The sequence below is a fragment of the Sphingomonas yabuuchiae genome (genome assembly GCF_001477495.1).
In the GTDB taxonomy this organism is placed as follows: domain Bacteria; phylum Pseudomonadota; class Alphaproteobacteria; order Sphingomonadales; family Sphingomonadaceae; genus Sphingomonas; species Sphingomonas yabuuchiae_A.
In genome coordinates this window covers 1-20652 of record NZ_LDTF01000020.1, presented here as the reverse complement: position 1 = coordinate 20652, position 20652 = coordinate 1, and the positions used below count along the sequence as shown (strand labels likewise).

The 20652-nt window shown below is 64.1% G+C and carries 18 protein-coding genes; 13 read left to right on the top strand and 5 right to left on the bottom strand.

Annotated features, from left to right (window positions below; translation table 11 throughout):
• Nucleotides 1–60 precede the first annotated feature (60 nt).
• A complete protein-coding gene (locus NS355_RS05665) occupies nt 61–1449 on the top strand; it encodes an alginate export family protein (RefSeq protein ID WP_058744815.1) in 1389 nt (462 codons plus the stop codon).
• A gap of 81 nt (nt 1450–1530) precedes the next feature.
• Here the strand turns inward: NS355_RS05665 and NS355_RS05660 are convergent, their stop codons facing one another.
• On the bottom strand, nt 1531–2400 hold the full coding sequence (locus NS355_RS05660; RefSeq protein WP_058744814.1) for an MBL fold metallo-hydrolase: 870 nt from the start codon (nt 2398–2400) through the stop codon (nt 1531–1533).
• Nucleotides 2401–2471: 71 nt separating this feature from the next.
• Here NS355_RS05660 and NS355_RS05655 point away from each other — a divergent pair, with 71 nt between their 5' ends.
• From NS355_RS05655 to NS355_RS05630, 6 genes are all read left to right on the top strand, one after another.
• Nucleotides 2472–2786, top strand: a complete 315-nt coding sequence (locus NS355_RS05655) for an ArsR/SmtB family transcription factor (RefSeq protein WP_066689549.1) — start codon at nt 2472–2474, stop codon at nt 2784–2786.
• A gap of 4 nt (nt 2787–2790) precedes the next feature.
• Nucleotides 2791–3309: a rhodanese family protein gene (locus NS355_RS05650; protein ID WP_058744812.1), complete on the top strand. Its 519-nt coding sequence runs from the start codon at nt 2791–2793 to the stop codon at nt 3307–3309.
• Nucleotides 3310–3316: 7 nt separating this feature from the next.
• The gene (locus NS355_RS05645; RefSeq protein ID WP_058744811.1) at nt 3317–4096 is read left to right on the top strand and encodes a sulfite exporter TauE/SafE family protein; all 780 of its coding nucleotides are present in this window, start codon (nt 3317–3319) and stop codon (nt 4094–4096) included.
• 106 nt (nt 4097–4202) lie between these two features.
• Complete coding sequence (locus NS355_RS19195; RefSeq protein WP_209445025.1) at nt 4203–4604, top strand: hypothetical protein; 402 nt, start codon at nt 4203–4205, stop codon at nt 4602–4604.
• A gap of 314 nt (nt 4605–4918) precedes the next feature.
• The gene (locus tag NS355_RS05635) at nt 4919–7210 is read left to right on the top strand and encodes a PAS domain-containing sensor histidine kinase (protein ID WP_244489572.1); all 2292 of its coding nucleotides are present in this window, start codon (nt 4919–4921) and stop codon (nt 7208–7210) included.
• A 50-nt stretch (nt 7211–7260) separates the two neighbouring features.
• Nucleotides 7261–7626, top strand: coding sequence for a response regulator (locus tag NS355_RS05630; RefSeq protein ID WP_244489571.1), 366 nt, complete (start codon nt 7261–7263; stop codon nt 7624–7626).
• 101 nt (nt 7627–7727) lie between these two features.
• Here the strand turns inward: NS355_RS05630 and NS355_RS05625 are convergent, their stop codons facing one another.
• The 4 genes from NS355_RS05625 to NS355_RS05610 form a co-directional block, all read right to left on the bottom strand.
• Nucleotides 7728–10622, bottom strand: coding sequence for a PAS domain S-box protein (locus tag NS355_RS05625; protein ID WP_167345405.1), 2895 nt, complete (start codon nt 10620–10622; stop codon nt 7728–7730).
• Between the two features lie 384 nt (nt 10623–11006).
• Complete coding sequence (locus NS355_RS05620) at nt 11007–12440, bottom strand: hypothetical protein (RefSeq protein WP_058744808.1); 1434 nt, start codon at nt 12438–12440, stop codon at nt 11007–11009.
• Nucleotides 12437–12577 carry a hypothetical protein gene (locus tag NS355_RS18920; protein WP_157092706.1) on the bottom strand — a complete coding sequence of 47 codons (141 nt, stop codon included), beginning with the start codon at nt 12575–12577 and terminating at the stop codon, nt 12437–12439. The genes NS355_RS05620 and NS355_RS18920 overlap by 4 nt, the downstream gene beginning before the upstream one ends.
• Nucleotides 12578–12644: 67 nt before the next feature.
• Entirely contained in the window at nt 12645–13322 is a 678-nt protein-coding gene (locus tag NS355_RS05610; RefSeq protein ID WP_153008072.1) for a hypothetical protein, read from the bottom strand.
• 204 nt (nt 13323–13526) lie between these two features.
• Between NS355_RS05610 and NS355_RS05605 the strand changes: the two genes are divergently transcribed.
• From NS355_RS05605 to NS355_RS05580, 6 genes are all read left to right on the top strand, one after another.
• Nucleotides 13527–15569 (top strand): MobA/MobL family protein, encoded by a 2043-nt coding sequence (locus NS355_RS05605; protein ID WP_153008071.1) that lies wholly within the window; start codon nt 13527–13529, stop codon nt 15567–15569.
• Between the two features lie 178 nt (nt 15570–15747).
• Nucleotides 15748–18153, top strand: coding sequence for a S8 family serine peptidase (locus NS355_RS05600; protein ID WP_084787568.1), 2406 nt, complete (start codon nt 15748–15750; stop codon nt 18151–18153).
• A gap of 134 nt (nt 18154–18287) precedes the next feature.
• Nucleotides 18288–18926 (top strand): hypothetical protein, encoded by a 639-nt coding sequence (locus NS355_RS05595; protein ID WP_058744803.1) that lies wholly within the window; start codon nt 18288–18290, stop codon nt 18924–18926.
• Between the two features lie 12 nt (nt 18927–18938).
• Nucleotides 18939–19394 carry a hypothetical protein gene (locus NS355_RS05590; RefSeq protein ID WP_058744802.1) on the top strand — a complete coding sequence of 152 codons (456 nt, stop codon included), beginning with the start codon at nt 18939–18941 and terminating at the stop codon, nt 19392–19394.
• Nucleotides 19391–19816, top strand: a complete 426-nt coding sequence (locus NS355_RS18600) for a hypothetical protein (protein ID WP_153008069.1) — start codon at nt 19391–19393, stop codon at nt 19814–19816. The genes NS355_RS05590 and NS355_RS18600 overlap by 4 nt, the downstream gene beginning before the upstream one ends.
• 202 nt (nt 19817–20018) lie before the next feature.
• Nucleotides 20019–20555, top strand: a complete 537-nt coding sequence (locus NS355_RS05580; protein ID WP_058744800.1) for a hypothetical protein — start codon at nt 20019–20021, stop codon at nt 20553–20555.
• The last annotated feature ends 97 nt before the right edge of the window (nt 20556–20652 follow it).

The following is a 20652-nucleotide window of genomic DNA, read 5'->3' as shown; positions in this document are numbered from 1 at the left end:
ACGGCGGGACGGGACGTCCAGGAAGCGCCGCGTTGAACAGGACCGACGACGGGAACAGACGTGCGCAAATCGGGCAACACCACGACTTTTGGATTGCTGGCGCTACTGGCGGTAGCCCTGCCATCCGCAGCGGCGGCGCAGATCACCGAGGACGGTCTGCTGCACGAAGCGGTCGGCGCGCCCGATAACTGGCACCTGTCGGGCAGCGTCCGTGCCCGGTTCGAGGCGATCGACGGCCAGTTTCGCGAGGACGCGGTCAACCGCGATCAGGTGCTGGCGCTGCGCACGACGCTGTTCGCCGAATATGATGCCGGGCCGGTGCGGTTTGGTGCGGAATTCCACGACGCCCGCGCCTATTTCCAGCGGCGCGGATCGTCGGTCGGAACCGATGTCGTGAATGCGCTCGAATTCTCGCAATATTATGCGCAAGGCGATCTTGGCGAGGCACTGGGTAGCAGTAGTGCCAGCTATTTTAAGGTCGGGCGGATGACGATGCAGCTGGGATCCGAACGGCTCGTCGCACGGCAGGGATTCCGCACCTCCGTCACATCCTTCACCGGAATACGCCTGACGCGCGAAGGCGGGGACGGTCGCGAATTCGTCGCCTTCTGGACCATGCCTACCGTCCGGTTGCCGACCGGCACCACCGCGATCCGGCACAACCGGCCGCAATGGGATCGCGAGAGTTCCGACCTGCAACTGTTCGGCGCCTTCAACCGCCTGCCTCTCGGCGGCGAAATCCGTTTCGAAACCTACGCTTATGGCCTGATTGAGCGCGGCGAAAGCCAGGCGGATCGCAGCGACCGGCGGCTGTTCACGCCGGGGGCGCGACTGTTCGCCCGGCCCGACCAAGGCATGACGTTCGAAGTCGAGGCGATGGCGCAATATGGACGCGGGCGCGACGGCAGCCCGGACAGCGGCAAACCGGTCGTGCCGGTCGCGGCCTATGGTTTCCATGGCGATGTCGGCTATCGCTTCGCGGGCGGATGTAAACCCGAACTTACCGCATTCCTCGACTATTATACCGGCAACAGGCGGGAGGATCGGATCGGACGGTTCGACACGCTGTACGGTGCCCGGCGGTTCGAATTCGGGCCTACCGAATTGTTCGGCGCGGCGGACCGGTCGAACATGCTCTCCCCCGGTTTCCGCCTGAAGGCGTCGCCGGCGGGCGGCTTGTCGATAATGAGCGACTATCGCCTGCTCCGCCTCGCCAGCGCGGTAGATCGTTTCAGCAACAGCGACCTGCGTGACGCCACCGGCCGTGCCGGGCGCAACGCCGGACAGCAGGTGCAGCTGCAGGTCGAATATGATCTGATCGTGGATATCCTCGCGCTCGATCTCGGCTATGCGCGGCTGTTCAAGGGGCGGTTTCTGCGCGAGGCGCCTAACGCACCCGACCCGCGCGATGTCAGTTACGGCTACGCCTCGATCATGTTCTCCTTCTAGCCGCCGGCACATGGCTGTACGGGCAGGTAGCGTCTTTCCCCTCAGCGCCGATCCGCCGATTGAACTTCGGATCACGGAACCTCAGCCATCGCGCCACTTCACCGGGATGCGCAGGTAGGTGACGCCGTTCGCCTCGGCCGGTTCGAAATGGCCCGCGCGGATGTTGACCTGGATTGATGGCAGCAGCAGCTTGGGCACGGACAGCCCGGCGTCGCGTTGTTCGCGCAGGGCGACGAACGCGTCCTCGCTCACCCCGTCATGGACGTGGACGCTCGTGCGGCGCTGTTCGCCCACCATCGTCTCCCAGCGATACTCGTCGCGGCCCGGTGCCTTATAGTCGTGGCACAGGAACAGCCGCGTCGCGTCGGGCAACGCCAGCAGCCGCCGGATCGAGCGGTAGAGCGTGCGCGCATCGCCACCGGGAAAGTCGGCACGGGCGGTGCCATAGTCGGGCATGAACAGCGTATCGCCGACGAACGCCGCATCGCCGATCCGATAGGCGACATCTGCGGGCGTGTGGCCGGGGACGTGCAGCACCTCGACCTGCAACGCGCCGATCGCGAAACGCTCCCCATCCTCGAACAATCGGTCGAAGTCCGATCCATCCGTCTTCAGGTTGTCCATCGCAAATACGGGGCGGAAAATCTTCTGCACGTCGCGGATATGCGCGCCGATCCCGATCCAGGCACCGGTCTGCGCCTTGATGAAGGGGGCGGCCGACAGGTGATCGGCATGGGCGTGCGTCTCCAGCACCATCGCGATCCGCCAGTCCTGCGCGCGGGCGAAGGCTACGATGCGTTCGGCCGAGCGCGTATCGGCGACGCCGCTCGCCATGTCGAAGTCGAGCACCGGGTCGATCACCGCCGCGGTCCGCGTCGCAGGGTCGCCGACAAGATAGCTGATCGTGTTGGTCGGCTCGTCAAAGAACGCCTCGATGAAGGGCTGGGTCATGATTTCCTCCGTTAGCGCTTGCTAACATATTAGAGGATTCTACATAAGCAATATCTAATGGAGTTATGACGATGCTCAAACCGCCGATGGACCTGGCGACCTTCGAGGCGAAGGCCGGACAGGTGGCCGACACGCTGAAGGCGATCGGCAACGCGCGGCGGCTGATGCTGCTGTGCAAGCTGGTCGAGCATGGCGAGGTGACGGTCGGCGATCTGGCCCGCGATGTCGGGCTGTCGCAATCGGCCTGCTCGCAGCACCTCGCCAAGATGCGCGACGAAGGCCTCGTCACCTATCGGCGGGAAAGCCAGACGCTCTGGTACGCCATTGCGGACCCCCGCGTCGAAACGCTGCTCGCCACCCTCTACCAGCTCTATTGCAAGGATTGATGCGATGACGCTTGCGACCCTTTCCCCCGCCGACACCCGCGCTGCGATCGATGCCGGTGCGCGCCTGATCGACATTCGCGGTGCTGACGAACATGCGCGGGAGCGCATCCCCGGTGCATTGAACGTACCGCTCGACCGGATCGGCAATCTGCCGCGCGACGACCGTCCGGTCGTCTTCCACTGCAAGTCGGGGATGCGCACCGCCGCCAATGCCACGCAGCTCGGCGCGGCAGCCGGCGGCGCACTGGCCTATATCCTCGAAGGCGGCATCGATGCGTGGCGGCAGGCGGGACAGCCGACTGTCGCCGATCGATCGCAGCCGCTGGAAATCATGCGGCAGGTGCAGATCACCGCCGGGGCGCTGGTGCTGACCGGCGTGCTGCTCGGCACGTTCGTCGCGCCCGGCTTCTTCAGCCTGTCGGCGTTCGTGGGGGCGGGGCTGATATTCGCGGGTGCGACGGGATGGTGCGGCATGGCAAACCTACTGCGCGTGATGCCGTGGAACCGGCGCGCGGCCGCCTGAGGCGATCATGGACACCGCCGCCATCGTTGCCGCGCTCGCATCGGGCGGCGTGATCGGCCTGATCCTCGGCCTTGTCGGCGGGGGCGGGTCGATCCTCGCCGTACCGCTCCTGATCTATGTCGTCGGGGTCGGATCGCCGCATGCCGCGATCGGGACGGCCGCTGTCGCCGTCACGGTGAATGCGCTTGCCAGCCTGATCGGCCATGCGCAGGCGGGCCGGGTGAAGTGGCGGTGCGCCGGTGTCTTCGCGGTGTCGGGGATGATCGGTGCGGCGCTGGGGGCGGAGTTGGGCAAGGCGTTCGACGGCAAGCGCCTGCTCGTCCTGTTCGGGCTGCTGATGATCGGCGTCGGAGCGTCGATGCTGCGCCAGCGCCGCACGGCGGAAGCGCCCGACGTGCGCCTGACCCGCGACAGCGCGGCGACGCTGCTGCCGCGTCTGGTGCCGATCGGGCTGGGCGTCGGGCTTGCCGCCGGCTTCTTCGGGATCGGAGGAGGGTTCCTGATCGTGCCAGGGCTGATCCTGGCGACCGCGATGCCGCTGCCCTTTGCCATCGGCACGTCGCTGGTTGTCGTCAGCGCGCTGGGGCTGACCACCGCCACCTCCTACGCCGTGTCGGGGCTGGTCGATTGGAGCGTGACCGCGTTGCTAGTCATGGGTGGCGTCATTGGAACGATCAGCGGTATTGCGCTGGGCAAGGTTCTTGGCACGCGCAAGGGGCTGCTCGAACGCGGCTTTGCCGCCGTGGTGATCGCGATTGGTGCCTACATCTCTGCATCGTCAATTTAAGGTGCCTATTTCCTACAATCGATAGTGAAACGGGAAAGACCCGATAAGACTACACCGCGTTCTTGAGCGGCTCAGGCTTCTTGCCGTCAGGAAGCCGTTCACGCAGGTGATCGTGCACCATTCGGGTAATGAACGGTTTGTCGATGAACGTCGCGTGGTCGGGCAGTTCACCCGGTTCTGGCGTGATCCTGCCGCTGGCAATCGCGATCTCGATTTAGGGATAGGTTGCCGCCACATAATAAGCGAGCTCGAACCCGTTCGTGCCGCCCGACGTTTCCACGTCGGAAAAGAGCAGCGTAATGCTCTCGGCATGATCCGGAAGCATGTCCTTCGCGGCATCGCCATGATCGGCTTCCACGCACCGAAAATCCGCGTCTGTCAGGATGCTGGCAAGGTCAATGAGGATGATCGGATCGTCGTCGACGACAAGGGCATAACGATTTGTGGAGAGAGCCAATATTTCATAACAGCTTGTAACACCCATAGTTCGCCCGCGATGTCGAAATGATTTCCGTTCAGTCAGGCCAAAAAAGCTTCGCCAAAACATCCTGATCCCGAAATCGACGCCACTCGGGTTCAAACGCCGGTCTTCCATCCCTCGGTTAACCAGAGGCCTACATCCGACGATCGCGACGGAGTTTGTACGATCGCGGAAGCTTTAAGCCCGACTGCCTTTTGTTCCAATCTCCGGAAAATGCGGCTAGGAATAATCCGACCTGCCGGGGGGCGGGCATGTTCAACGCTTGGGTTGAGGAAGCGACGGCAGGAATGGTGAGCTACGTTGAGGGTGTCGCCGGGGGCGACACGCATGACGCACCGCGTATGATCGATCTGATTGACGCACTCGATTGGCGGGCAAGCCCATTGGGTGCGCGCGTCACATGGCCGGCAGCGCTTAGTGTCACGGTCGATACAATGCTTGCGTCGCTGCATCCGATGTGCGTCATCTGGGGGCCGGAACGCATCCTACTCTATAACGACGGCTACGCGCCCATCCTCGGCGGCCGCCATCCCGACGCGCTGGGACGCCCAACCGAGGAAGTGTGGCCCGAGCTATGGCCGGAGATCGCCCCTCTGATCGATCGCGTCTTCGCCGGCGAAAGCGTGGCTTTTCGCGACCAACCGCTGACCATGACGCGTCACGGCTACCCGGAACTGACGTGGTACGACTTCGCTTACTCGCCGGTGCGCGGTGACGCCGGCGAGGTCGTCGGTTTGCTCAATATCACCTCCGAAAGCACGGTGCGCGTTCGCGCCCAGCAGGAGCGCGATCGCGCCGAGGCCGATCTCTCCTCCACCGATGCCAAATGGCGCGGGCTGTTCGAGACGCTTGAAGAGGGTTTCGTTCTAGGTGAGGTCGTTCGCGACCAGGCGGGTCGGATTGTCGATTTGCGCTACATCGAGGTGAACAACGCTTGGTACGATCTTGTCGGTATCGAGCGTGGGAGTGTTGTCGGCCGGACGGTCAGCGAGGTGATCCCCGGTATTGAGGACGAATGGGTGATGGAGTCCGCCCGTGTCGTCGAGACGGGTGAGGCGATCCGCTTTACCCGTCAGGTCGGCGATCTGGACCGCTGGTATGACGGTATTTGCCAACCTGCCGGCGGTGATCGCTTTACGTTGCTGTTCCTCGAAGTCACCGATCGCGTCCGCGCCGACCAGCGTCGCGATGCACTGGCCGAGCTTGGCCGGGCGCTGACGGCAATCAACGATCCCGAAGACGTGGTGCGCGCGGCCACCGCCATCATCGGCCGCACGCTCGGCGTCGGCCGTGTCGGCTATGGCGCGGTCGGGGAAGATGGAGAGACCTTCACCGTCCCGAATGACTGGACGGCACAGGGCTATCCCAGCCTCTCCGGCACCTACCGCATGGACGACTATGGTGGCTATGCGGAGGACCTGCGTCAGGGCCGCACCGTCGTCATTCCCGACATCCGGCTTGATCCCCGCACCTCGGGCAACACTGCCCCGCTGGAATCCGTTGCAGTGCGCAGCCTCGTCAACCGACCGATCGTGGAGAAGGGCCGCACGGTTGCCATCCTCTACGTCAACGACGGTGCACCGCGGGACTGGACGCCCGAAGAACTGCAATTCATCGCGGACGCAGGCAATCGGACTTGGACCGCAATCGAGCGGCGTCGCGCCGAGAAGGAAGCCAAGGAAACCGCCAGCTTCCTGCGCAGCGTGCTTGCCGCTTCGACCGACTGCATCAAGGTGGTCGAGCTGGATGGTCGCCTCTCGTTCATGAGCGAGGGCGGTATGAAGGTCATGGAGATTAGCGATTTCAATTCGGTGAGCGGCTGTCCGTGGCCCGATTTGCTGCAGGAGGGCGGCTCCACCGCCGCGAAGGAAGCGATTGAAGCCGCCAAGCGTGGCGAGACGACGCACTTCGAGGCACCAGCGAACACCTACCTTGGAACGCCGAAGCACTGGTCGGTCTCGGTATCGCCGATCGCCGGTCCCGATGGTGAAGTAGCCCGCATCCTGTCTGTCTCGCGAGATCACACCGAACTACAGAAGGCGCGTGAGCAGCAGGAGCTTCTGAACGGCGAACTGGCCCACCGTATCAAGAACACAATGAGCGTGGTGCAAGCGATCGCCAACCAGACGCTGGGCAAGGCAGAAGACCAGGAGGCGGTCACGGCGTTTGGTCAGCGACTGGCCGCGCTCGCTTCGGCACATGACGTTCTCACGCGTGACAATTGGTCAAGCGCCAGCATCGGTGATGTGGTGCGCAGTGCGTTGACGACGTTCGGCACCGACCGGTTCGAAATCTCCGGGCCTGACGTGACGATCGGGCCACGCGCAACGCTGGCGCTCACGCTCATGCTGCACGAGCTGGCGACCAACGCCGCCAAATACGGCGCGCTGAGCGCGTCTGCCGGCACCGTGTCGGTGACATGGTCAGTGCGCCGTGACGGCGAGAAGGATGTCCTCGATCTGGCCTGGGTGGAACGCGGCGGTCCGCCGGCGGTGGAGCCGACGCGACGTGGCTTCGGCTCTCGGATCATTCGCATGGGACTAAGTGGCTCTGGCGGCGTTGAGCTTCGCTACGAAACGGAAGGTCTGACGATGCGGGCGACGGCACCGCTGTATCAGATCCAAGAGGCGTAAGGCGTAAGCGTAAGAGCATGGGACAGTCTCAACCCCTCAAGCGATGGCCGGTGCTGGTGGTCGAAGACGAGCCGATCTTGCGGCTCGACGCGATCAGTATGGTCGAAAAGGCCGGGTTCGAAGCAGTCGAAGCGCTGAGCAGTGCCGACGCCATCCAAATCCTGGAAGATCGTCTGGATATTCGCCTCGTTTATATGGACCTCGACATGCCGCGCAGTCGTAGCGGCATCGAGATCGCAGCGGCGATCCGCAAACGCTGGCCGCCGATCGAGATCATCCTGACCGCCGCCTATTTCACGCGCGAGAGCGTAGAGCTTCCCGAGCGGGCCGAATTCTACTCGAAGCCGATCAATCACGCTGAGGTAGTTGACGCGATGCACCGCCTGATCGGCAACCGGGAAGGCCAAACAGCCTGAGGAGCGTCGCGCATCCCGGATTTCATGAGTGGCGAAGGCCACCTCGGTCCGAACCGTCGCAGCGCGCCGTTCGGCCGCCCACCTAGCCAGGTCTTCCGCCGTCAAGCCCTAGCATGTTTGATGTGAGCAACCTTGCGCAGCACACGTGACAGATCGTCCAAGGAATAGGGTTTGTGCAGCAGGGCAAATCGATTGTCAGCATTTCGGGCCAGCACCTCGCTGTACCCGCTGGTCAGCAGGACCGGGAGGTTGGGGTATAATTCTGCCAGCTTCTCGCCCAATTCGATGCCGGACATACCCGGCATCATCACGTCCGAAAAAACCGCATCGAAATGTTCGTCGGCCAGGATGGCAAGCGCCTTCATGCCATCGGTGACCCATTCGGTACGGTACCCGAGTTCTGCCAGCGCCTGCGTGGCGAACGCGCCAACTTCGGCGTTGTCCTCGACGATCAGCACCCGGGCACCTTCTCCCAGCGGGACCCGATTATCGCCCGCTTCCGCCGGACCGACCTCGTCCGCCTGCACACGTGGCAGGTACATGGTAAAGGTCGCACCCTCACCGGGCCGGCTATGGACCATGACGTCACCACCGGACTGTTTGGTGAAGCCGAATACCTGGCTGAGTCCGAGACCGGTTCCCTCGCCAATCCCCTTCGTGGTGTAGAAGGGCTCGAAGATCACCTCCATCTTGTCAGCGGCAATACCCGGCCCCGTATCGGTCAGCGAGACAGTGACGAACTCGCCTTTGACGGCCGGATGCGTTCGGATCGCCGGCATCTCCGACGCTTCCGCAACGGTGATGGTCAGCGAACCTTCGCCCTTCATGGCATCGCGGGCGTTGACGGCCATGTTGACGATCGCGGTGTCGAACTGGCTGCGATCCGCATCGACGTAACAGGGCTCCGACGGCAGTCGCAACGCGACCTCGATACGCCCACCCGCGAGCGTACGAACCATGTCGACGACGGCACTGATGTTGGTGCGGGCGTCGAAGACCTCGGGCTTGAGCGACTGTCGCCGCGCGAAAGCGAGGAGTTGGTGGGTCAGCTTGGTCGCTCGATCCGCTGTGTCGGCAATCGCATCGATGTACCGCGCGCGGCGCTCGTCCGAGAGGCCGGGTCGGCGCAGCAGATCCACTGAACCCCGGATCACCGTCAGCAGGTTATTGAAGTCGTGCGCCACCCCGCCGGTGAGTTGGCCGATGGCTTCGACCTTCTGCGACTGACGCAAGGCATCTTCCGCCAACCCAAGATCGGCCGTGCGTTCGGCAACACGCTGTTCCAGCGTCTCGTTGAGGGCGCGCAGATCGGCGACCGCGCGGTCGCGTTCTGCCTCGATTGCACGGCGTTCCTCGACATCGATCAGTACTCCCGGAAAATTCAGTGGCGTGCCATCGGGAGCATGGTCGACACGACCGTTCGCCTCGATCCAGTAATAGCGGCCATTAGCGCGGCGAACGCGATACTGGTGCGCATAGGAACCGCCACGCGCGATCACCGCATCAATCGCCTCGGTCAGGCCTGCTTGGTCATCCGGGTGAACCGTTGCCGTGATCTGGGCGAGCGGAATGCCTTCACGCCCCAGCGCCGGGTCGAGTCCGAACGCCCGGGCAAAAGCCTCGTCGACGGTGAACCGGTCCTTGGGCAGGTTCCAATGCCATGTGCCGATGATTGCGCCGGCTTCCAGGGCAAGCTGCACGCGCTCGATGTTCTCGCGCGCTAAAGCTTCACTGGCACGCAGCCGATCCTCCGCCTCCCGGCGTGCGGTGACGTCGTTGAAGATGATCGCAATTTGTCGATCGGCAGGATCTCCGACCCGCACGGCGCGCACGTCGAACCATCGCTGGAAGGCCTCGGCATAGTTCTCGAAGTTCGTCGCTTCGCCGGTTTTGGCCACATGACCATAGGTGTCGAACCAGAATTGCTCCAGATCGGGGGCGAACTCGGTGACCCACTTTCCACGCAGGTTGACGCCGGACTGGCGTTCAAATGCCGGGTTGGCTTCGACAAACCGATAGTCGACGGGGTTGTCATTCTCGTCGAACTTTACTTGCACGATGGCGAAGGCGGCCTCGACCGTATCGAAGATGGTCGTGAAGCGCTCCTGCGCCTTACGCAGTTCGACGCCCGCAAGATGCTCTTCGGTGCGATCGCGAAGAATCTTGACGTAGCCGATGTGCTCGTTGTTTTGGTCGAGGAGCGGTGACATTTCGCCGCTCGCCCAGAACCGTTTGCCACTTTGGCGAACATGCCAGCGCTCATCCGCTGCACGCCCTTTCTCTCGTGCAGCCTTCATCTCGGCTTCGGGCACGCCGGCGCGGCGATCCTCGTCGGTGAAGAGTAGCGTACCGCTTTGCCCGATGGCCTCTTCCTCCGGCCAGCCAAGGACGCGTTCCGCCCCGTAGCTCCACTCGACGATCATGCCCGCAAGATCGGTGGCGACGATGGCGAAATCCTGCGCGCTGTCGACGATCGCACGCTGCCTGGCTTCAGACGCAGCGATCTGCTTCGTTACACGCCGCTGTTCGAGCTGGACCATCACCTGTCGGGCGAGAACGCGGATGGCCTGCAACTGCACCTCTGTCAGGGTCCGCGGCCGATAGTCGAGGACGCACAGGGTGCCGATCGGCAGGCCGTCATTCGTCTTGAGAAGCGCGCCTGCGTAAAAGCGCAAATGCGGCTCTTCCGTAACTAGGGGGCTACAGGCGAAACGAGGATCGGCAGTTGCATCGGGGACGAGGAGAAACTCCTCTTCAAGGATCGCCTTCGCGCAAAACGAGGTGTCGAGCGGCGTTTCACGAACCCCGAGACCCACCTCGGCCTTGAAGAATTGACGGCCGTCGCCGATCAGATTGACGACCCCGATCGGTGCCTGGCAGATTGCGGCGACCAGTTCGGCGATCTCGTCAAAGGCCGCTTCGCGCGGCGTGTCCATCACATCGAATTTTGCGAGCGCGGCTAGCCGCTGCTGCTCATGCACAGAGAGATCGGTCATTGTCTTCCAGGAAGGCTCCAAGCGACCAACATACCTCAATCCCCCCTTGGGCACACTAACCAACGGCAACATCGATCAGGAGCGCGGGGCGGCCTTTATCGTAGGTACCGGAAACTCTGCTCACATTCCCGAAAGGGAACCTGAAGTGGGATAAGCGGATGAGCTGGGGAGTACCGCAAGCGGCGCAGATATCGCTTTTTTCGAAATATGTTCCCAAATGCTCTTTCCCAAAACTGATGATCGATCACGGAGAAATGGGAACGGTTGGGGTGCCAGACACCCAACCAATTGGACAGGTGCGGCGGTTACAAAGTGGGGTATACCAGCTGATTTGAAGATATTTTTGCCCACACCGCAGAAGAATATTTATGATTAACGACACCGTCAGCCAATGGAGAAGCGATGTTCAGGGATCACGTCAAGCAAATAGAACGGCCGTCGTAGGCCCTTCGCAGCACCATGATGATCTTTCAGCGCGCAATCCCCTCGCTCATTTAGGAAATCACGTGACGCCTTAGTGGCTTTCCAAGGTCGGCTGGCGGCATCCAGGTCACCCCCTTCATAACCGAACAGAGTTTGTCGATAGAATACCAGCAATTCTTCGAATCGGCTCACGGACCCGCGAACCTGTCGTTCACCGTCATACGGGCCCAACGGCGCCGCGAGTACGTTGCCGGCAATCAGGGCGTCGACCATTGCCGGCAGTTGCTGCTCTGCCTGAATGAGGCGGCGGATGGCCACGGCCAAGGCCGCGAGCGGCGGCAACCCGTACCACTCGGTTGCGAACACCCTGGCCCCAACGCCGCGCGTCTGCGGCGTCGCGGTTCGCGCCATCAGCGCATCGTCTTCGCGAAGGCGTCCTGCGACGTGCTGCATCAGGCGGGGCAGATCGAGGTGTTTGCCGCCATGTTCCAGCATATCGGGATGCTTGCGAATCCGCTTTGCGATCATGCGGATGAGTGGATCGGCATGCTTCGTCAGCGGCAGGTTCACGCCGCTCGGCACGCATGCGCTTTCGCCAAAGCGCCAGTCGCCCGAGCCGAAGTACAAGTCGAGCGCGGTCTCTAGCGCGGTACGACGCGCCCGCATCTGGTTGAGCGCCCGTTCTGGTGCAATCGGTTGGCTGGACCCGGGTACCAAGTAACCGAACGACGGGGTCTTCGTCAGCCTCGCTCCAACCATTTGCACGTCATGCGCGCACCAGATCAATGCCTGTGCGACGAGCAGATTGCGCAGCTTCGACATGGAGGTAGGATCGTTGCTTGCCAAGTTCCGCAAGCGACGGATTACCAGCCCGAACCTTCCGCCGACCAAGGCTGTATAAAGTTCCTGGTCGCAGTCGCGCAGCGTTACCAAGGCGTGAATATGGAAGTCGAACGCCGTTTTCGGTGCAAGCTTTCCTGCCCAGCCACCGACGATGACGTCGATATTGTTGTCCGCACCATTGCGCATCATCAGCCCGCGCAGGAATGTCTCAAGCGCCCCGCGATCGGTCGGGATCAGATCGAGCGGGGGCAGTTCTTCCTTGGCGTCAAGGATCGCTGCGGGCAATGACCGGATGTCGCCGAGGGTGGGCGAGAAGAGACGTCGGCCGTAATCTGCCTCAGCGATGCCTTCGGCATAGATACGGCCATGCATGTCGCTGACCAGCGTGGTGAAGTCCCCACCACTGGCGATCGCACCTGCGAGCAGTGTATCGATGTCGGTCTTGCGCCCGGAGGTGTCGAGAAATTGATGATAGCTGCCTTCGTAACGCTGCTGGCCGAAGGCCGCCTGCTGCTTGCGCCGCTCCTTGCGGCTGACCCGGACCTGCGTCACAGCTTGCCGACTATGTCGTCGATCCGCGCCTGCAGCGCCCCGGCGCTTTCCGCCAGTCGCCTGCACAGTCCCTCGGCGTGACGATAGGCGTCATGGCCGGTCCGCTTTGCGGCGATCTCCGCATCGAACGCGGCCATCGCGTCCTTGAATCGTCGTTCGAGGCGCAGGTGGGCAGCATATGCCTCATCTATCGATGGGTGGTCATCATTCATCGTCTTCCTCCAGATGGGGCGGGAGCGAAGGCTCACGCCAGAAAGCGGGATTGCCGCCGCGCGCGCGGAGCCATTCGAAGGCAGCGCCACGGGTTGCGAGATCGGGGGCGGGTTCGCCGAGCAGGCCGACCAGCGCATCGATGAGCGCGGCCTGCCCGATGGTGATCGGCTTGCGCCGCCACGACGCGCGCGGGTCGAGTGGCCCGGTCTCGATAAAGCGCCGCACTTCCTGTTCGTATAGCGCGGCGCGCCTGCGCCATTGCAGGATCACGCCCCACTGTTGGCACCAGGTCAGGCGTGCGGGATCGCTGAAGATCCAGCGGACGATATCGCCGAACGTTGGCCCGGCGCTGGCCGCCGTGGCGGACTGCATCCAGCGCGCCATCCGTTCCGGATGCGCCATCAGCCCGAGCAAGGCGGTGTCGTCGCTGCCGTCGATCCCGACCAGCACGAGGGCCGAGCCGAGGGCGTACTTCCGGGCATCGGTCGATCCCGGCCCGCCGCGCCGCTTGTCCGCTGCGCGATATTGCCGCCGCAGTTCGGCGGCGCTGGTGGCCGCGATCGCGACCTCGCCCGCAATGCGATCTTCGCTCGCGGCAAGATTGGTAGCCAGATCGCGGAGGCGATCAGCAGTGGTTTGGGCGGTGGTCATGCCCGTCGCGGTACTCACGACCGTCGCCTCCAAGCGTCAACCTAGTGGCACAAAGTTGATCGACGCCGCGCGCATCTTTCCGGGGCTGAGTTGACGAGACACCAGCAGGAGTAAGGCAGAAGGTGACAGGTTAGAGGGGGTGGTGCGCGATAAAGTGTTGTTCTGCCAAAGCCGAACAACGATCCGCCCACCCCCTCCTGATTGAACGATGGAAGTTTGGCAGTGGCGATCGACTATGCGGAGCTGAAGGCAGGTAACAGGGAAGCCGCCCAAGCGCTTGCCGATGCCCGCAGTGCTCGGCATCTGACCAGTCGCCGCAAGCGTGAAGAAGCGAGCGCCGAGCGTGCAGACGAAGGTGCCAGGCGGCGGCGCAAGGCGATGAGCGACCGCGAGGCTGAGGCGTTTCTCAGCCGCCGCCTGCACATAAAAATGCCCGAAGGTGACCGTCCGCGTACGAGATCACGCACGCCGCGCAAACTGTTCACCCGCATGGTGGCGCAGATGCTGAAGGGGACGGTCGGTGTGACCAATGCGCGCGGGCCCGATGGCCGTCACTCGATCCACTTTGCCTTCACCGCGCGGGGTTTCGGCTCGAAGAATGGTCGTCGCTGGCGTGCTGGCGAAGCCGAGCGCGCCGCGCTGTATAGCGTGCGCGAAGAAGCGCTGGAGGGTGGCGAACTCGGCTGGTGGTCGAATGTCGCTGACGATCGCAACGAACTCGTCGCCCATTACCGCGCGTCGGAGGCGCTGGAGGCGAAAGACCGGGCCAATGCCAATATCTACTTGGTCGAGGTCATTGCGCTTCCCGCCGAACTGACCGCCGAGCAACGGCGGCAGGCGGTCAAGCGCATCTGCCGCCAGTTGGAGAGGCTGGGGCTGGCCTATACCGTCGGCATTCACCTGCCCGACGCAGCAGGCGATCAACGCAATTTCCACCTGCACCTGGTCTATTCGATGCGGCCCTGTCAGCGGGTGGCACCCTATGAATGGCAGTTCGCCGTCACCAAGCGGACCGAGATCAACACCCCGGCCGGGATCATGCAGCGTCGTTGTGCCGTGGTGGTCGCGATCAACGAGACGCTGCGGGAAGCCGGCATCGACAAGCGCTACACGCCGCTGTCCAATCGCGACCGCGGTATGGCGCAGCCGATCCGGGGCAAGGTCGGACAGCAAGCAACCTGGGCGGCGCGGCGTTTGGCGGCCGCTGACGACCGTCATGCCTCGCTTCTGATCCTGCAGGATCAGCTCCGGCAGGTCAGCACCGGCTTGGTCGACGCCGCCAAATGGCTGGGCAGCGCCGGGGCGATCGTGCGGCGCCGTTGCTTAGGCATGGCCATCAAGCTGTCGGATGCTGAGGCGATCATGCCATCGCCCGCCGCGTTGAAGGCGAAGATGCGGGATCATCTCGAACGACAAATGTCCGTCGCCGATCAGGCGACCCGCGCTGCTCGAGCCAAACTCACGCCTGCGCGATCGGCAGTCAGCCAGAGATTGACGTCGATGCGCCATGATCTCGGCGCAACCGCGGGCGCATCCGAGTTGGCAAATCGCCGTGAGGTCCTGGGAACTCATCTTGCGGGTATGCGGTCGCACACCGTGCAGACGGTCGCCGACATCGCCACATGGGTTGCAGCGATCCCGCAGCACCCCATCGCTATCGGGCACGATACCGGGCGAACGGTCGGCGGCGACCGGACTTCGAGCACGGATGGCGAAACCTTCGTGACCCCGACGCCCCCGCCAAGTCCAACCGTCGGCGAGATGCAGGCGGCGCGACATCAAGCCGCTCTGCGCCGTCAGCGCGAAATCTACGATGAGGCGCTGGCGATGCTGCGGAGAAAACGCGGTCGCGTGTGGCTGGACGCCGACGGTCGGTACGACATCGACGATGCTGACCTGCCGACCCGCGAACGGGGCGTGTGGCAGCGCCTCAAATCCACTGTGAAAGCGCAAAGCGATCTGGCGGACCTTCATACGGCGCAGCAGCAGTCGGTCCGGATGCGGGTAGTCGATATGGATGCGGTTGAACAAGCAACTGGCGTATCTGCGCTGCCGTCAGCGACCGTCCCGCTCGATCCCACCATTCCGGAAGCCGAACCAGCTTCGCGGCCTGATGACCTGTTCCCAGTCGCCACGGCGACCAAGCAGCGTGGGGTGTTCGCGCAGGCGGAGAGCGTCGACTCCGAGCAGGCACGCGCTCGACCGAAGGGACGCGATAAGGACCAAACACCGGCGATCCCCCAGAAGTCCGAACACGAACGGTGACCTCGGCAGACTATTTCGTGCGCGATCAGGCGAGGCGGTACGATCATCGCTTGAGATTGTTAACCTGCCCAGGGTAGAGTCGAAGCGTTCGCCAGCAGGCGGACCGAGGCGTGGAAACCTCGTCGGAAAGTCGCCGTATGCCCGGCCCGAATTTCATTCGGCCGGGGAGCGGGCGTGTATGTCCAAGGCTCTTCGGGGCCTAAAGACGCTCGCGCCTGTCTTTCCGCAGGTTTCCAATCTCCGGCTCACGGGCCGGCACCGCCTCGTATTTACAAGGCGGTGCCGCCGGCTGGGGAAGCCGATCGGCACCACGCGGACGGGGGCGGGCGTGGGTGCACTTATCGGAAGCCGCAATAGACGGCTTGCCATCTTCAGGAATTCAACGGCCGCGTCGGTGACGCTTGTACTCGCCGCATGCGGTGGAGGCGGTGGCATCAATTCTTCCGGGTCGATCCCGACACCCAGTCCGGCGCCGTCACCGACTCCCACGCCGTCGCCGACACCAACATCATCCGCCAGCAGCGCCGAGTATCAGGCGTCGGGTTCGGTTGTGTCCGCCAAAGCCGCCTATGCCTATGATCGAGGGATCACCGGCAAGGGCGTGACGATCGCGATCCTCGACACCGGCATCAATACCTCCGGCCGCGAATTCGCCGGGCGCATTTCGCCGGACAGTACGGCCTTCGACCAGAAGATTGCCCGCTGCGGCACCTGCGCCGCTGAGACGATCCGCTTCGAAGTGAAGGATGTGATTGGTCACGGCACAAGGGTCGCCGGCGTCGCCGCCGGTGCCCGCGACGGCAATGGCATTCAGGGTGTGGCGCCTGATGCGACGATCCTGGCGCTCAAGATCAGCGGGCCGGACATGTCGAACGTGACGCCCTCATCCGGCGCCGTGCCGGAAGGAAGTGGGCCGAACCCCGCGCTGCTTGCGCCCGCCATCCGCTACGCTCTCGACAAGGGGGCGTTCGTCATCAACCTGAGCGCTAACGGAAGCGTTGCCGGACAGCAGGCGATCGACCAGCGTGCGGCGATGGACGCCGTGCGACAGGCCGACCGGCTATTCGTACAGTCCATCTCAAATTTCACCGACGAAGACAGCTTCACCGGTCAATTCGCCGAAAACCTCATCGGCACAGATCGTGCCAACAAGGACTGGTTCCTGTTTGCGATCGGCGTCGACCGCAACGGCAATCCGCGTAGCGCCAACGGAAGCCCAGGCCCGCTCGCCGATCGTATGATCGCGGCGGGCGGCAACGCTGTGCAGACCATGGATGAAAGCGGCGCGATTGTGACGGTGACCGGCAACAGCTTCGCTGCTCCCGCAGTCGCCGGTGCGGCGGCGCTACTCAAGCAATATTGGCCGCAGCTTGGCGGCAAGGCGATCAGCCGCATCTTGCTCGACACCGCCACCGACGCCGGTGCGCCGGGCGTCGATCCGATCTTTGGCGCGGGCATTCTCAACATCGAAAAGGCGATGCAGGCGCAGGCGCCTGCTGCTGCCTTCGCGGCCGCGCAGACCGTATTGGCCCGCTACTCCTCGCTTACCGTCTCGGGTCCGTTCGGTGGTGGCGCCGGTGCGGCGGCGTTGGGCGACAAGGTTGCCGGCATGACAGTGCTCGACCGTTATGGCCGGGACTTCCACATGACGGGTGCATCCGGCATCCGCGCGCAGAGCTCTGGGCTCTTGGCCGGTGCGATGCTGACGCCGGTCGATCCGCCTTGGCTGACGCCTAACCCGACCGATGCAAGGTTCGGCTTCGTATCGCCGGCGACGACCACGGGTTATTGGCAGGGCGCGCGATTCAACCGCCCGGCTTTTGCCTCCTTTTCTCCGGCACGGGGGCAGACGGTCACGCTGGGCGCGAACGTCGCGATTGACGGAGGTGCCAGCCTTACCGGAACGCCGTTGCGCGGGATCGGCGCGACACCGGTCGGAATGACGTCGAGCTGGAGCGGCTCGGGCTGGTCGGCATCGTTCGCCTCCGGCATCTCGCGCGATCGTCGTACCGGGCAGCGCACTATCGCAGTGACGACGCCGCTTGGGATCGGCGTGGAGCTGACCAACCTTGCCGAGCATGGCCGGGCGCTGGGGATGAGCGGCGGCCTGGACCTCGGACTGGAGGGTGCCACGACGACGATGGCGACGCTGACGATGCGGCATACCATCGCGGGGGTGGCGCTTTCGGTGCGGTCAACGGCTGCCACCACCCACGTTTCGGGCGGATCGTCCATGATGCGCTTTGACCAGCCACTGTTGAGCACTGCCTTCGCAGTCGAAGGCTCGCGCGGCCTGCTCGGTGGTATGGCAACGCTCGGTCTGTCCTCACCCCTTCATGTTGAACGCGCGCGGGCCACTATGCTGGTGCCGGTGACCTACGACCTGATGTCGGGGGCGCTGGCGACGCGGACGGCGGTGGTCGATCTGGCCCCATCTGCGCGCGAACTGGATGTGGAGCTCAGCTGGTCGGCGGCACTGTCGCCGATGTCGTCGCTGCGCTTCGGCATCGCCCGCGCTTTCGATGCCGGCCATGTCGCAGGTGCGACCGACACGGCGGGATACTTGACGCTGGTGCTGCGATGACCTGCCACCTAGCCGCACGCGCACCGCCTGTGGGCTGAGGCTGCCAGTCGGCGACCAAGTCTAACACCACCAAAACTCGCGACGTCGGGATGGCTTTCCGGCGAACGATGTCGCGCGTCCTACGAACGAGAAAGATGACGATGATCAGAACGATGGCGATCCCGACCATGATGCTGCTGGCGATAGGCGGTATGGTCAGCGTACCGAGCGCAGCACAGCCGATTAAGACGGCACCCAGGCCGGCCAAGACGCTCGACATTGCCGGCATCCGCCCCGGTATGGAGGCGGCCGACGCAGTGGCGCTGCTGCAGCGGACGGGGTGGACAGTGCGTGCCAATCCCGGCGATAGCTGGGCAGAGGTCGTGGCGGATGCGGTTGCCCGACGTCGCGATCAGATGCCGCCAAACTCCGCACGGTCGGGCGTGTACAGCTATAGCGCCGCCAAGGGCGAAGAGAGCGTCTCGCTCAATGTCACCCCGACGCCGGACGGTGGCCGGGTTGGTCTGGTCCAGTATCGGGCGCCGCAAGCTGGCCGCAGTCACGAGCAGATCCGTGCCGAGGTGATCGCTCGCTACGGCCCATCGATCTATGGCCCGCGCCAACGGCTACTGATCGCACCGCAGGGCAAGCTCGGCGAGACGATGTCGCTCGAGGTGGACTCGACCGGCATGCACCTGACGCTGTCGCCAAGCAGCGCGGCGGACCGTGAAGCCCGCGCGCTGGTCGACCGGGCGGTGACTGCCCGGCTCGGCACAGTCGGCACCTCTTTTTAAGCGGAGCGGCAGATGCCCTACCTCATCGGCATGATCCTGGGCGATGTGCTCGGCAGGATCGGTTTTTTCCGCGCCGCCGGTGCTACGCTGCTGCTGGGCGGGGTCGCGTTCCTCGCCTATCGTCTGGCGGCGGCGAACCTCGACCCGGCGATGGCCTATGGCGCCGCGGCGGCTGCGCCGCTGGCGCTGTTCGGTTGGGCGATCTGGCATCCGGCGGCATCCCGACTGCGGTTGTGGATCGTGGACGGCGTCTATCTCGCCGCGCGGCTGGCGATGTGGTGGGCTGCCGCGGCATTCGCCATCGGCCTTGTTGCAGCCCAGTTCCGTATCGACCGCTGGCTGGCGGGGGAATGGCCGCAGGCGGCAACCGCCGGGTTCTTCTGGCTGGTGCAGCGGGCGCTGGGCGCGCAGGTCGCCCGCTCGCACCGGATCATGGGCGAGCGCAGCGTCATTGAGGTGGACGCATGAGGTATCGGCTGACGCTGCGCATAGTCGCGGCATTGATACCCACCGTCACAGTGGCTGCTGCACCTCGACCGGTCGTGCTGGAGGCAACGACGATGGCCGACTGGCGGGCGGCCAAACTCGACGGGACCGGTTGCTACTGGTCGCCGCGTCGAGGCGGACCGATCCACTTCGTCGCTGCCGGTAACACGGCGATGACCAAAGTCCGCGGTCGCATCGTCATCCTGAAACCGCGACGCGATGCAAAGCCCCTTTTCCCGTTCACCCATGACGCCTGGCGGGCCGATGTCCTGACCATCCGGGTCGTGGACACCGCCCGGATCCGGGCGATGGGTTACGAAACGGTCACTACCGACGCGGTGCTGATCGTCACCCGTCGCAACGTGACGATCCGGCTGCGCGGATCGATGATCTGCGGCTCGTAATCCTGATGATCACGAAGGTTTGACCAACCTTTTCCTGCATTCGGTCGAATGACGATGCGCCTTCATCGCAAAGGCGAAGGTAGACCGGCCGGCCCGGCCGGGATGATGGTTTGGAAGGTGCCTGCGGCTGTGCCGTAGAGGCGAAATGATGGTGCGGGGCCGGCGAGCAGCCCGCCGCTCCCGCACAATGTCAAGGACTTCCATGTACATCGTAAATCGAGAGCGCGAGCTCGCAAAGGCGCGCGCCCTGTCCGGAGCGCTGGCCATCGCCGAGCGCGCCGGTTGGCGGATCGACCGGTCGGTGCCGATCATCCCGCCGCCCTTTCGGAATTACCTGCACATCGCCGCCGCCGAACTTCTGCTGGTGCCGTCGATCGAGCCGTCACGCGGGGATCTCGACACCGTCGAGCGAGGAACCCGCGTCGCCAGGTGCGATGCACTGGTGGTGAAAGCGTCGAGCGCCGGACATCGAACCATCTACTGTGCGGTCGGCGAGTGGCAGCGCCATGGCACCGTCTGGCATCATGCCCGCCGGCTCTGGCTTTCACGCAGCAACGAGGCGTGGCTGGTGCCCGATCCTGCAGAACCGGACGAGAGCGACGCGATTTTCCGCCTTTCCCCTGGTCGTTTGCGCCCGATGAGGCCGGCCCGGCTGTCCGCCGCTGATGGCGGCTGCGATCTAAAACCTGGGCTGGCGCGAGCGGATGCTTTCCTTGGCGCTGTCTGGGGGGATCGCTGATGAGCAAGCCTCTGCCCTGGATCAGCCCGTCGGACGCCGACGACATGGTGTACGACGATCCGCTCGGCTCGACGCCGGATTTCGGCTACGCCCTGCT